Source organism: Pseudomonas sp. SK (genome assembly GCF_012975065.1).
GTDB classification, from domain to species: domain Bacteria; phylum Pseudomonadota; class Gammaproteobacteria; order Pseudomonadales; family Pseudomonadaceae; genus Aquipseudomonas; species Aquipseudomonas anuradhapurensis.
In genome coordinates this window covers 4,252,908-4,265,840 of record NZ_CP051857.1, presented here as the reverse complement: position 1 = coordinate 4,265,840, position 12,933 = coordinate 4,252,908, and the positions used below count along the sequence as shown (strand labels likewise).

Annotated in this window: 8 protein-coding genes; all 8 read left to right on the top strand. The window is 68.9% G+C overall.

Features of this window, described 5'->3' with window-relative positions:
- Nucleotides 1-5 precede the first annotated feature (5 nt).
- The 8 genes from HG549_RS19520 to HG549_RS19485 are packed head-to-tail and all read left to right on the top strand — an operon-like array spanning nucleotide 6 to nucleotide 12,903.
- Nucleotides 6-1,313: a DotU family type VI secretion system protein gene (locus HG549_RS19520; RefSeq protein WP_170031668.1), complete on the top strand. Its 1,308-nt coding sequence runs from the start codon at nucleotides 6-8 to the stop codon at nucleotides 1,311-1,313.
- Complete coding sequence (gene tssM, locus HG549_RS19515; protein WP_170031665.1) at nucleotides 1,310-4,819, top strand: type VI secretion system membrane subunit TssM; 3,510 nt, start codon at nucleotides 1,310-1,312, stop codon at nucleotides 4,817-4,819. The genes HG549_RS19520 and tssM overlap by 4 nt, the downstream gene beginning before the upstream one ends.
- Nucleotides 4,816-5,472 carry a type VI secretion system-associated protein TagF gene (gene tagF, locus HG549_RS19510; protein ID WP_170031662.1) on the top strand — a complete coding sequence of 219 codons (657 nt, stop codon included), beginning with the start codon at nucleotides 4,816-4,818 and terminating at the stop codon, nucleotides 5,470-5,472. The genes tssM and tagF overlap by 4 nt, the downstream gene beginning before the upstream one ends.
- A complete protein-coding gene (locus tag HG549_RS19505) occupies nucleotides 5,469-6,188 on the top strand; it encodes a PP2C family serine/threonine-protein phosphatase (RefSeq protein WP_170031659.1) in 720 nt (239 codons plus the stop codon). The genes tagF and HG549_RS19505 overlap by 4 nt, the downstream gene beginning before the upstream one ends.
- Nucleotides 6,189-6,196: 8 nt before the next feature.
- The gene (locus HG549_RS19500; RefSeq protein WP_170034261.1) at nucleotides 6,197-9,208 is read left to right on the top strand and encodes a serine/threonine-protein kinase; all 3,012 of its coding nucleotides are present in this window, start codon (nucleotides 6,197-6,199) and stop codon (nucleotides 9,206-9,208) included.
- On the top strand, nucleotides 9,208-9,912 hold the full coding sequence (locus HG549_RS19495; protein ID WP_170031656.1) for an ATP-binding cassette domain-containing protein: 705 nt from the start codon (nucleotides 9,208-9,210) through the stop codon (nucleotides 9,910-9,912). The genes HG549_RS19500 and HG549_RS19495 overlap by 1 nt, the downstream gene beginning before the upstream one ends.
- Nucleotides 9,912-11,114, top strand: coding sequence for an ABC transporter permease (locus HG549_RS19490; protein WP_170031653.1), 1,203 nt, complete (start codon nucleotides 9,912-9,914; stop codon nucleotides 11,112-11,114). Before HG549_RS19495 ends, HG549_RS19490 begins: the two co-directional genes overlap by 1 nt.
- Nucleotides 11,107-12,903, top strand: a complete 1,797-nt coding sequence (locus tag HG549_RS19485) for an SUMF1/EgtB/PvdO family nonheme iron enzyme (RefSeq protein WP_170031650.1) — start codon at nucleotides 11,107-11,109, stop codon at nucleotides 12,901-12,903. Before HG549_RS19490 ends, HG549_RS19485 begins: the two co-directional genes overlap by 8 nt.
- Nucleotides 12,904-12,933 lie beyond the last annotated feature (30 nt).

The following is a 12,933-nucleotide window of genomic DNA, read 5'->3' as shown; positions in this document are numbered from 1 at the left end:
CCGCGATGCACCCGGACGATCCGCAGGCCAACGACCGTACCCAGTTCATGCCGCGCCCCGGTGGCCGCGCAGCGCCGCAGCCTGCCGCGGCAGCGCCGCAGCAGCCGCCATTGCAGGTGCCAGCCGAGCCCCTGGCGCCTGGCCAGGGCGTCGGCCTCAACCCGCTGGAGCAGGCGGCCGGGCCGTTGCTGGCCTTGCTTACCCGCCTGCGCAACACCATCGCGCACTCGGCGCCGGCCAGCCTGCGCGCGCAGTTGCTGGCCTACCTGCGCCAGTTCGAAACCCGCGCCGAAGCTGCCGGGGTGGTGCGCAACGAGGTGCTGCTGGCGCGCTATGCGCTGTGTACCGCGCTGGACGAGGCGGTGCTCAGCACGCCGTGGGGCAGTGCCAGCGACTGGAGCCGGCAGAGCTTGCTGATCACCGTGCACAACGAGGCCTGGGGCGGCGAGAAGGTGTTCCAGCTGATGGAGCACTGCCTGCAAAGCCCGCGCGAACGCCTCAACCTGCTGGAGCTGTTGTACCTGTGCACCAGCCTCGGCTTCGAAGGCCGCTACCGGGTCATGAACGATGGCCGTGCCCAGCTCGAAGCGCTGCGCGAGCGCACTGCGGCGGCGATCCGCAGCGCCCGAGGCGAGCGTGAGCGTGAACTCTCGCCACACTGGCGCGGGGTGGCGGTCAGCCGTGACCGCCTGGCCCAGTTCGTGCCGCCCTGGGTGGGCCTGGCGGTGGCCGTGGCGCTGCTGTTGCTGTTGTTGTTCGGCCTGCGCCTGAAGCTGGCCGCCGATGCCGAGCCGGTGTTCCGCGGTATCCACGCGCTGGGTGAAATCCCGGTGCAGGCCATGGACCGCCCGGTGCTGCAGCCCAAGCCGGTGGAGCGCCCGCGCCTGGCCGGGTTCCTCGCCGAGGACATCAAGGCCGGCCGGGTCGCCGTCGAAGACGCGGTCGACCGCTCGGTGGTGACCATTCGCGGCGACGAACTGTTCGCCAGCGCCAGCGCCAGCATCAAGGGCGATTTCCAGCCGCTGATGCTGCGCATTGCCGAGGCGCTGGCCAAGGTCAAGGGCAACGTCCGGGTCACCGGGCACAGCGACAACCAGCGCATCGCCACGCTGCGCTTCCCGTCCAACTGGGCGTTGTCGCAGGCGCGCGCCGAAGAGGTCAAGGCCATCCTCGCCGCGCGCACCGGGCAACCCGAGCGCTTCAGTGCCCAAGGGTTGAGCGACACCGAGCCGCTGGCGTCGAACGACACCGCGCAGGGCCGGGCGAAGAATCGCCGGGTTGAAATCACCGTTCTGGCGGAGGGCGTCGAGTGAAGGCGTTTTTCAGTTTTGTCATTCGCTGGGTAATCCCGCTGCTGGGCCTGATCGCCCTCAGCCTGATCATCTGGTTCGTCGGGCCGTTGCTGGAAATGCTGGCGCCGCCGACGCCACGCTGGTTGCTGATCATCCTGCTGTTCGCCCTGTGGGGCGGCTACCGCGCCTGGCGCATTGTGCAGGCACGCCGACAGGCGGCCAAGGTCATGCAGAGCCTGGCCGCAGAGACCGCCCCGGACCCTGCCAGTGTGGCCACCAGCGAAGAGCTGGCGGCGCTGCGCCAGCGCATGGACGAGGCCCTGGCCCTGCTGAAGAAAGCTCGCCTGGGCGGTGACGAACGGCGCAACCTGTACCAGCTGCCGTGGTACGTGATCATCGGCCCGCCCGGCTCGGGCAAGACCACCGCGCTGGTCAATTCGGGCCTGCACTTCCCGCTGGCCGCGCAACTGGGCGAGGGTGCCATCCGTGGTGTCGGCGGCACGCGCAACTGCGACTGGTGGTTCACCGACCAGGCCGTGCTGCTCGACACCGCCGGCCGCTACACCACCCAGGACAGCCACGCCCAGGTCGACAAGGCGGCCTGGCTGGGCTTTCTCGACCTGCTCAAGACCCAGCGCTCGCGCCGCCCGATCGACGGCGCGTTCATCGCCATCAGCCTGTCCGACCTGCTGCTGGGCAGCGATGCCGAGCGCGCCGCGCATGCCGCGGCGATCCGTGCGCGCATCCAGGAACTGTACAGCCAGCTGGGTGTGCGCTTCCCCGTGTACCTGATGCTGACCAAGCTCGACCTGGTGCCGGGCTTCATGGAGTTCTTCGACAACCTGGGCAAGGACGAGCGTGCCCAGGTGTGGGGCATGACGTTCCCGCTGGACACCCTCGAACAGGGCGGTGACGGCCCGTTGGCACAGTTCGACAACGAGTTCGGGTTGCTCGAACAGCGCCTCGGCGAGCGCCTGGTCGAACGCCTGCAACAGGAACGCGACCCGGCCCGGCGCGACCTGATCTACGGCTTCGTGCAGCAGTTCGCCGCCCTGCGTGGCAACCTCAAGCTGTTCCTCGACGGCATCTTCAAGCCCAACGCCTTCGAGGCGCGGGCGTTGCTGCGCGGTGTGTACTTCACCAGCGGCACCCAGGAAGGCAGCCCGATCGACCGGTTGATCGGCAGCATGGCCCAGAGCATGGGCCTGGACCGTGCGCACCTGGCACGCCAGAGCGGTAGCGGGCGCAGCTATTTCATCGAGCGGCTGTTCACCGCGGTGGCCTTCGCCGAGCGCGGCCTGGTTGGCAGCAACCCCAAGGTGGAGCAGCGGCGCCGCTGGATCGCCCGGGGCGCGCTGGCCCTGAGCGTGGCTCTGGTGCTGTTGGTCGGCACCTTGTGGACCCTCAGTTACCGCGCCAACCAGCAATACATCGCCGAGGTCGACAGCCGCCTGCAGCCGCTGGGCAAAAGCGTGCAAGGCCTGAGCCCCGCGCAGCGCAACGTGGTCGACGTGCTGCCGTTGCTCAACGCCGTGCGCCACCTGGCCGACGACCCACCCAGCTGGGCCGAGGGCCTGGGCCTGTACCAGGGCGACATGCTCGAAAGCGAATCGCAGAGCCTGTACCGCAAGCTGCTCATCGCCATCTTCGCCCCGCGCCTGGTCACCCGCATCGAGGAGCAGCTGTATGCCGGCGGGCCCTCCGATTACCTTTACGAAGGCCTCAAGGCCTACCTGATGCTGGCCGATGCCGAGCACTACGACCCGGACTTCATCAAGGCCTGGATCACCCTCGACTGGGAGCGCCAGTTGCCTCGCGACCTGGCGCCTGACCTGCGTCAGGCCCTGGAGCAGCACCTGGCGGCGCTGTTCGAGAAACGCCCGCCGAATGCACGCCTGGACCAGCGCCTGATCGACGATACCCGTCGCCAGTTGCAGCAACTGCCGGTAGCCCAGCGGGTGTACGACCGGGTCAAGCGCCAGAAGCTGCCCAGCGGGGTCGACGACTTCCGCGTCAGCGACGCTGCCGGGCGCGATGCCGCCCTGGTGTTTCGCTTCAAGAGCGGCAAGCCGCTGAGCGAGCCGCTGCCGGGGCTGTTCACCGTGCAGGGCTACCGCCAGGTATTCCTCGCCGCCAGCCTGGCGCAGAGCACCACCCTGGCCGAGGAACGCTGGGTACTGGGCCGCGCGCCGGGCGAGGCGGGCGATGCCCGACGCCTGGCCGACGATGTGCAGCAGCTCTACTACCAGGATTACATCCGTCATTGGGATGCCCTGCTCGACGACCTGGACTTCGTGCCGATCACCAGTGTCGGCCAGGCTGCTGACGTGTTGCGCGTGTTGTCCGGGCCGACCTCGCCGATGAAGCAGTTGCTGCAGGCGGCGGCCCGTGAAACCAACCTGGCGCAGCCGACCACCCTCGACAAGGCCCAGGACAAGGCCCAGCAGGCCGGTGTCGACCAGCTGCGCCAGCGCCTTGGCGGGCTGCTCGGCGACGCGCCGCTGCCGGTCGACAGCCCCGCTGCACGCACGCAGGACCCGGTGACCGCGCACTTCGCCGAGCTGGCCACGCTGGTCGGCAGCGGCGAAGGCCAGCCCGCCGCCATCGACGGCTTGCTCACCGACCTCAATGCGCTCTACGTGCAGGTCAGCGCCATGGTCGGGGCCAGCGGCGACGCCTTGCTCGGCGAGGCCAAGAACCAGGCCCAGGCCGCGGCGCAACGGGTGGCCCTGGGCGCGGCACGCCAGCCCAAGGTGGTGCAGAACCTGGTCAGCTCGGTACTTGGCTCGACCCACGGTATCGTCATGGGCGGGGTGCGCAACCAGCTCAATGCCGCCTGGGCCAGCGAAGTGCTGAATGTCTACCGCCAGTCGCTCAGTGGCCGCTACCCGCTGGTGGCCGGCAGTGCGCGTGACGCCACGCTGGAAGACTTCGGCCAGTTCTTCGGCGTCGGCGGGGTGATGGACAACTACTTCCGCAAGTACCTGCAACCCTACGTCAATACCTCCAGCACACCGTGGAGCTGGCAGCCGGGCGCGGCGCAGAAGCTGGGCATCGGCAGCAACGTGCTGTACACCTTCCAGCGCGCGGCGACCATCCGCGATGCCTTCTTCCGCAGCGGCAACGGCCTGCAGCCAAGCGTGCGGTTCGAACTCAAGCCGGTGGCGATGGACGCGAGCATCACCCAGTTCCTGCTCGACCTCGACGGCCAGCAAGTCAGTTACGACCACGGCCCGAGCCGCCCGGTGGCGCTGCAGTGGCCCAACCCCAACAGCATCGGCGTGGTCCGCCTGTCGATCGCGCCGCCCGCGGCCAGCGGCCGTTCGGGGCTGACGGTGGAAGGCCCATGGGCGTGGTTCCGCCTGCTCGACCAGTCCGACCTGGTGGCCGGCAGCTCGCCAGAGCGCTTCAACCTGCGCTTGCGCGTGGATGGCGCCAGCGTGTCCTACGAGCTGCGCGCCAGCAGTGCCTTCAACCCGTTCCGCAGCCGAGTGGTCAGCGGTTTCAGCCTGCCGGAGCATCTGTGAACGACGTCGGTTTCTACGGAAAACTGGCCTGCCGCGGCGACTTCGTCAGCCGCGGCTTGCCGCAGACCTTCATCCAGCCCTGGGACCAGTGGCTGGCCGCCGGTATCCAGGCCAGCCAGCAGGCGCTTGGCGAGGGCTGGCTACAGGCCTACCTGGTCAGCCCGTTGTGGCGCTTTGCCCTGGCACCCGGGGTGTGTGGCCCGGAGGCGGTGGTCGGCGTACTGATGCCGAGCATCGACCGGGTCGGGCGCTATTTTCCGCTGAGCGTGGCGCAGGTACTGGAACCCGGCGTGGCGCTCGCAGGCATCGTCGGCGGTGCCGATGACTGGTTCGAAGCGGTCGAGGCGGCGTTGCTGGGCACGCTTGACGCGGATGCGTCGTTCGAGCGTTTCGAGGCGGCCTTGCAGCCGTTCAGCCAGGCCAGGCCGCTGTTGCAGGGGCCCCGGGTGACCGTGGGCGGGTTGCAGCGGCTGGACGGCGTTACCCCGCAGGGCCGGGCACTGGCCCTGGCCGAATGCGCCTGCCAAGGCATGAGCCTGTGGTGGGGGCAGGGCAGCGAGCGAATCGCCCCTGGCCTGCTGCGTAGCCAGGGCCTGCCGCGCAGCGACCAGTTCGCCGCGTTCCTGCTCGGCAGCGAGGCGCAACCCGCATGAACCGTGTGCACTACAGCGCGGCCAGCTACAGCCATGTGGGCATGGTTCGCAAGATCAACGAAGACGCCTGCCTGGAGTTGACCTGGGATGGCCTGTGGGCCGTTGCCGATGGCATGGGCGGGCACGCCGCCGGTGACTACGTGAGCAGCCTGGCGGTGGACAGCCTGCGCCAGTTGCCGCTCATCGATGGGCTGGAGGATTTCGCCCAGGCCTTGCGCGACACCCTGGCCCGGGTCAACCGCGTGGTGCGTGAGGAAACCCTGCGCCGGGGCGTGGCGATGATGGGCAGCACGGTGGTGCTGCTGGCCGCACGCGGCGACCGGGCCGTGGGCTTGTGGGCCGGTGACAGCCGCCTGTATCGCCTGCGCGATGGCCGCATCGAACGCCTGTCGCATGACCACAGCTATGTCCAGGAATTGCAGGACAGCGGCCTGCTCAACGAGGCCGAAGCGCGGGTGCACCCGCGCGGCAACATCGTCACCCGCGCCATCGGCGTGGAGGACCAGCTCGAACTGCAGGCGGTGAACGTGCAGGTACAGCCCGGCGATACCTACCTGCTGTGCAGCGACGGCTTGAACAAGACTGCCGAAGACCACGAGATCGCCGACGTGCTCGGCCACGCCGACCCCTACCAGGTGGTCCGCAGCCTGGTGCACCTGGGGCTGACCCGTGGCGCCCCCGACAACATTACCGCCGTGGTGGTGAAGGCGAATTGAAGAGCACCCTGAACATGCAGATCCCCGGATTCGACATCGACAGCGAGATTGGCCAGGGCGCCATGGCCAGTGTCTACCTGGCGACCCAGCGCTCGCTGCAGCGCAAGGTGGCGCTGAAGGTGATGGCCGCGAGCCTTGCCGCCGACCCTACCTTCTGCGAGCGCTTCCTGCGCGAAGGGCGCACCCTGGCGCGGTTGGCGCATCCGCACATTGCCACCATCCACGACATCGGTAATGTCGGCGAGCTGTACTACATGGCCATGGAGTACCTGCCCAGCGGGACCCTCAAGGAGCGCATCGCTGCCGGGCTTACCCCTGAGCAGGGCTTGCTGTACGTGCGGCAGATCGCCCAGGCGCTGGGCTATGCCCACGCCCAGGGGCTGGTGCACCGCGACGTGAAACCGGCCAACATCCTGTTCCGTGCCGACGGCACGGCGGTGCTCTCCGACTTCGGCATCGCCAAGTCGCTGGATGACCGCACCCAGTTCACCCAGGCCGGCTTCGCCGTCGGCACCCCCAGCTACATGAGCCCGGAGCAGGCGCGGGGCATGGACATCGATGGCCGCGCCGACCTCTATGCGCTCGGGGTGGTGCTGTACGAGATCCTCGTCGGCGAGCTGCCCTACCGGGGCACCGATGCCTTGTCGACTGCGCTGGCCCACCTGACCGAGCCGTTGCCGGAACTGCCCATCGAGCATGGGCGCTATCAGGACATCCTGCGCGGGCTGCTGGCCAAGGACCCTGAGCAACGCTTCGCCGATGCCGCGGCGTTGCTGGCTGCACTCGACCGCCTGCCAGCCGACAGCGCGGACAGCACGGTGATCCGGCCATTGCCGGTCGCGCTGCCGGGCAAGGCCGAGCTGGGTGGGCTGACACCGGTGTCCATCGATATCCCGCAGGCCACGGCCAAGCCGGTCGCCGCACCTGCACCTGCACCTGCGCCAAAGCCGCAGCCGACCCGGCCCGCTGCGCCGCCGCAACCCGCCTCGGGCAAGCCGGCCAAGGCCATACTGGCCGTGGCCATTGCCGCAGCGCTGGGCCTGGGCGCGACCTTCTTCTGGTTGCGCTCTGGCAATGAGCAACCGGTTGCGCAACCACCGCTGGCGCAAACCGCGAGCGACCCGCTGGCGCCGACCGCGCCGCCACCAACTGCCAGCGAAGACGGCCGGCCGTTGTTGATGCCAGGCAAGAAGACCCTGTTCCAACGCGTGCTGAGCAAGCCCGAAGCGCAATTGCTGGCCCAGCCCGGCGACGGCGCGGGTGAGCCGCTGCCGGCGTTCTCGGTGCTGTACGTGTACCAGCGCAAGGACATCGACGGCCAGCTCTGGCTGGAAGTGGGTGCCTCCAGCAGCGGCCAGCGCGACGGCTGGTTGCCGGCGGCACAAACCAGCGACTGGAAGCAAAGCCTGGTGCTGAAATTCACCGAGCGTTCCGGCCGTTCGCCAGTGATGTTCATGCGCCAGGCCGAAGACCTGCAGCAACTGCTCGACGACACCGGCAAGGCCCGCGCCGACCTGCTCAAGGCGCAGAACCAGCCCGACCAGGTACCCCAGGTGCTGGCCCTGGAGCCGGCCGCCAGCGCGGTGCCACAGAACCAGTTCTACCTGATGCCGATCTTCGACTACCGGGAAAGCTTCGGCGCCGACGGCCAGCCGGTGCAGTTGCTCAATGTCGCTTCCATCGACCCTGGCGGCAGCGCCCGCAGCCAGGCGGCCACGGCCGCCGGCGCGGCGGTGGCGACGGACAACCGCTTCCGTACCGGCATCGTCCTGGTGGTTGACACTTCGGTATCGATGCAACCCTACATCGACCGCGTGCGCCAGGTGGTCAGCGAACTGCAGGCGCAACTGGCCGCACGCGGCGAACTGGACAACGTCAGCTTCGGCCTGGTGGGCTTTCGCAACAGCGTCAAGCGCACACCGGGCCTGGACTACCTGAGCAAGACCCTGGTCAGCCTGGAGGAGGGCCGCGACCCGGCGCGCTTCCTCAAGGCCGCGTCGCAGGTCAAGGCCACCAGTGTTTCCAGCCACTCGTTCAATGAGGATGCCTTTGCCGGGGTGATGCAGGCCGTGGAAGGCATGGACTGGTCGGGCTATGGCGGGCGCATCGTCCTGCTGGTCAGCGATGCTGGCGCGCTGCGCAAGAACGACCCGTACAGCAGCACCCAGATGAACGAGGCCGAAGTTCGCCAGGCCGCGCTGAGCAAGCAGATCAAGATCTACGCCCTGCACCTGCGCACCCCCGCCGGGGTGAACAACCATGGCTCGGCCGAAAGCCAGTACCGCGTGCTCACCGCCGACAGCAACCCGCAGATCGGCGACCTGTACGTGGGCGTGCCGGGCGGCGATGTGGGCGCGTTTGGCGAGCGCGTGCGCGAGATCGGCTCGACCTTCGCCGAGCTGGCGCACCAGGTGCGTGAACAACAGCCACAGCCAGTACCGCAGTTGGCCACGGGCGCGAGCCTGGCGGCCAAGTCGCAGGCGATCGGCTACGCCATGCACATGGACTTCCTCGGCCGGCACGCTGCCAGCCAGGCGCCGCAGCTGGTCAGCGCCTGGGCCGCCGACCGCGACCTGACCAACCCGGCACTGCCGAGCCTGCAGGTGTGCGTGATGCTGACCAAGTTGCAGCTCAATGACCTGCAGCAGTCGCTGAAGCTGATCGTCGACGCCGCACGCAAGACCCGCAGTTCGCCCGGTGATTTCTTCAACGAGATCGCCAGCGCCAGTGCCTACATGAGCCGCGATCCGGGGGCCTTGCGCAAAGGCGCCAACCTGGCCCAGGGCGGGGTGCTGGGCGAATACCTCGAAGGCCTGCCATACCGCAGCAAGTCGCTGAGCATGACCGAGGACCTGTGGTTGTCGCTGTCGGTGGCCGAACAAGAGGACTTCATCGACGAACTGGACTCGAAGATCCGCCTGTACGAAACCTTCCACAACGACATGGCCAACTGGGTGCGCTTCGGCAAGGCCGAGCCGGGCGACGCCCTGTACCGTGTACCACTGTCGACGCTGCCGTGATGATCAGCCTGCACGGGGTGCGCAAGACGCGCGGGCAGGGTGCCCAGCGCTACAGCCTGCAGATCGACCGGCTGCAGTTGGCGGCTGGGGCACGGGTGGCGCTGGTCGGCCCCAGCGGCTGTGGCAAGAGTACCTTGCTCGACCTGCTGGCGCTGGTGCTGGCGCCGGATGCCGCCGAGGGTTTCGTCTTTGCTGGCGCCGATGTGGCTGGCCTGTGGCGCCAGCGCCGTCTCGACCAGCTGGCGGCGCTGCGCAGCCGCCAGCTGGGCTATGTGCTGCAGGCCGGCGGCTTGCTCGGCTTCCTCGATGTGCGTGGCAATATCCGCCTGCCGCGGCAGCTGTTGGGGTTGGGCGAGGACGGCAGCGTCGAACGCCTGGCCGAGGCGCTGGATGTGCATGACCAGCTGGCCAAGAAGCCTGCCGCGTTGTCGCTGGGGCAACGCCAGCGGGTCAGCTGCGCCCGGGCCTTGGCGCATGCGCCGGCGTTGCTGCTGGCCGACGAGCCTACCGCGGCGCTGGACCCGGTGAACGCCGAGCGGGTCATGCAGTTGCTGCTGCGCGAGGCCCAGGCGCGCCAGGTAACCTGCGTGCTTGCCACCCATGACGAAGCGCTGGCGCGCCGGGCCGGGCTGGACGTGCTGCGCATGGCCTGCCGGCGCGATGCCGACGGCGGCGTCACCGCCAGCTTGGTGCAGGCCGTCTGATGCGCCCGTGGCTGATCGCCGGCCTGGCCTGGCAGGATTACCGCAACGATGCGCGGCTGTCGGCGTGCAGCGTGCTGGCGCTGGTTGCGGTGATCGCCCCCTTGCTGGTGCTGTTCGGGCTCAAGTTCGGCCTGGTCGGCAGCCTGACCGAGCGGCTGCAACGCGACCCGAGTGTGCGCGAAATCATTCCCCTGGGCGGTGGCCGTTTCCATGCCGATTTCATCCAGGCCCTGGCCCAGCGACCGGACGTTGCCTTCGCCATTGCGCGCACCCGGCAGATCGCTGCCACCGCCGAGCTGTTGCTGCCTGCCCAAGGGCGCGCGGTGACCGTCGAGATGCTGCCAACCGCTGCCGGTGACCCGTTGCTGCAACAGGTGCCGCCACCGCAGGGCCTGCAACAGGTGGTATTGAGTTTTACCGCTGCCGAAAAGCTCGGTGCCGCTGCCGGTGATGAGTTGCAGGCCAGCTTCAGCCGCCAGCAGGCCGGCCAGCTGCAGTGGCGCCAGACGCGCCTGCAGGTGGCCGCGGTGCTGCCGCTGGCGGCGTTCGAGCGCGATGGCCTGTTCGCTTCGCTGGCCCTGCTCGAAGCGGTCGAGGATTACCGCGACGGGCGCGCTGTGCCGGCGCTGGGCTGGCCGGGCGAGGCCGCAGGCAGCGATGCTGGGCGGATCTACCCGGCGTTTCGCCTGTATGCCCGGGGGCTGGCCGATGTCGAACCGCTACGCGCCTATTTTGCCGAACGCAAATGGCTGGTATCGACCCAGGCGGCGCAGATCGCCCAGGTGCAGGCCCTCAGCCGCAACCTCGACCTGGTGTTCTGGATCATCACCAGCCTGGCCGTGGCCGGCGCCGTGGCTGCCATCGCCGCTGGCGCAGTGGCGGCAGTCCAGCGCAAGCAGCGCGAGCTGGCGGTGCTGCGCCTGCTGGGGTTCGGTACGGCCGCGCTGCTGCTGTTCGTGGTGCTGCAGGCGCTGTACAGCGGCTTGCTGGCGGCGGCCGTTGCCGGCGGCCTGTACCTGCTGGCCGAGCAGGGCCTCAACCGGATCTTCACCCAGGTGCCCGGCGAGTACGCCAGCCACCTGTTGCCGATGCATTACTTCGTTGCGTTGTCTGCGGTGCTGCTGGCCAGCGCCGCCGCTGCTGCCGTGGGCGGCTGGCGGGTGACGCGCATCGATGCCAGCCAAGGAATCCGTGATGTCTGAACTTCGCCTCGGGGCTGCGGCCCTGCTTCTGACCACGCTGGGCCTGGCGGCCTGTTCGCCGGGCGCCGAGGAGCTGCCGGCCAAGCCGGCCAAGCCAGTCGACACCGCTGCGGCCAGCGCCCCGGCAGCGGCGGTGGATACCAGCAAGCTGGACAACCCCAAGCCCTTGCCCGGTGACGTCAGCCTGCCGCTGCCGTGCGGCGGCGAGCTGGTGCTGCGCAGCGTCTACGTACTGGCCCAGGGCAGCCTGGACGACCGCGAGATCAACCTTGGCTACCCGTTCAGCGAAGGCGAGGCCGGCTACCAGCAGTCGTTCATTTCCGGTTACCGGCGTGACTTCATCAATGGCCAGTTCAGCCTTCAGGACCTGTCGCCCGAGTGGCAGAAGGCGGTCGCCCCCAGCCTGCCCAAGCTCGACCAGGCCGGCCCGCTCAAGCCAATGATGTATTTCATTGGCAAGTACGAGGTCAGCGTCCGCCAGTATGCCCAGGTAATGGCCCAGGCCCAGTCGCTGGCCAGCGGCGAGGCGGCGCCGGCCTGCCAGCCCGAGACCTCGGCGGCCGGGCGCCTGCCCAAGGTCAAGCTGTCGCGCTTCGAGGCCGAACGCTTTGTCGCGGTCTACAGTGCCTGGCTGCTCAAGTATCACCGCGACCTGCTGCCGGTCAGTGGCCGGGGCAGCAAGGCCGAGGACGGCGGGATCGGTTTCGTGCGCCTGCCCACTGAAGTGGAGTGGGAGTTCGCTGCCCGTGGCGGTTCTGCGGTAAGCCGCCAGGAACTCGAAGGGCGGCTGTTCCCGCGCAAGGTCCAGGGCAGTGACAGCGACGGGCCGCTCAGCGACTGGGCGGTGTACAACCAGGTGGCTGGCGGCAGCGGCCAGGCGGCACGGCTGATGCCGATCGGCACCCGGCTGCCGAACCCGCTGGGGCTGTTCGATGTGATCGGCAATGCTGCGGAAATGGTCCAGGAGTCGTTCCAGCTGGTGCACGCTGGGCGCCTGCAGGGCGCCTATGGCGGCTTCGTGGTCAAGGGCGGCAACTACCTGGAAGGCGAGGGCACGCTGTTCACCGGCATGCGCCGCGAGTACCCGCTGTTTGGTGCTGACGGTACCGAGCAGCGCAACGAGACCACCGGCTTCCGGGTCGCCATCGGGGCCCTGTCGGCGCCCCGTTCGCGTTACCAGGAACTGTTCGAGCAGTGGCAGAAGCAAGGGCGCCTGGCCAGCCTGACCGACGACATCGATGCCGCCGAGGACCCGACCAAGCGCCTGGACAGCCTCATCGCCGCCACCACCGACCCGCGCCAGCAGGCCGAGCTGGGGCTGGTCAACGAAGAGCTCAAGCGCAGCGTGTCGCTGATCGGCCGCCAGCGCGAAGAGGCGGCCGGCAACCTGATCCAGTCCGCCGCCCTGGTGGCCGAGACCATCAACAACTACAACATCCGCCTGACCAACCTGCGCAACACCCAGGCCGAGGCCCAGGCGCGTGGCGACCAGACCAGCGTGCGCATGTATGCCGCGGCCATCAGCAACGGCCGCGCTGCGCTCGATGGCGCGGTGGCGATCTACATCGACAACCTGGCCAGCGGCACGCGCTACACCGATGCGGTGATCCAGGCGCAGTTCCAGCGGGTCAAGGAAGAACTCAATCGCAAGCCGGTCCTGGGCCAGAGCCTGGTGAGCCGCGCGACCCTGTTCGTTCGCCACGTTGGGGAGTACCGCCAGAACCGGCGGGCCGACCCGGCGACGATCCTCAAGGAGCTCCTGGCATCGGCCGCCGCGCGGCCTTCGTAGTGGCTTCTGCCTGACGCAAGCGCGGGGTGG

Bases quoted from the DNA above. Each gene is read 5' to 3' on its own strand.
- HG549_RS19520 (WP_170031668.1), top strand. From the start codon at position 6: ATGCACCCGGACGATCCGCAGGCCAACGACCGTACCCAGTTCATGCCG.
- HG549_RS19505 (WP_170031659.1), top strand. From the start codon at position 5,469: ATGAACCGTGTGCACTACAGCGCGGCCAGCTACAGCCATGTGGGCATG.
- HG549_RS19495 (WP_170031656.1), top strand. From the start codon at position 9,208: ATGATCAGCCTGCACGGGGTGCGCAAGACGCGCGGGCAGGGTGCCCAG.
- HG549_RS19490 (WP_170031653.1), top strand. From the start codon at position 9,912: ATGCGCCCGTGGCTGATCGCCGGCCTGGCCTGGCAGGATTACCGCAAC.
- HG549_RS19485 (WP_170031650.1), top strand. From the start codon at position 11,107: ATGTCTGAACTTCGCCTCGGGGCTGCGGCCCTGCTTCTGACCACGCTG.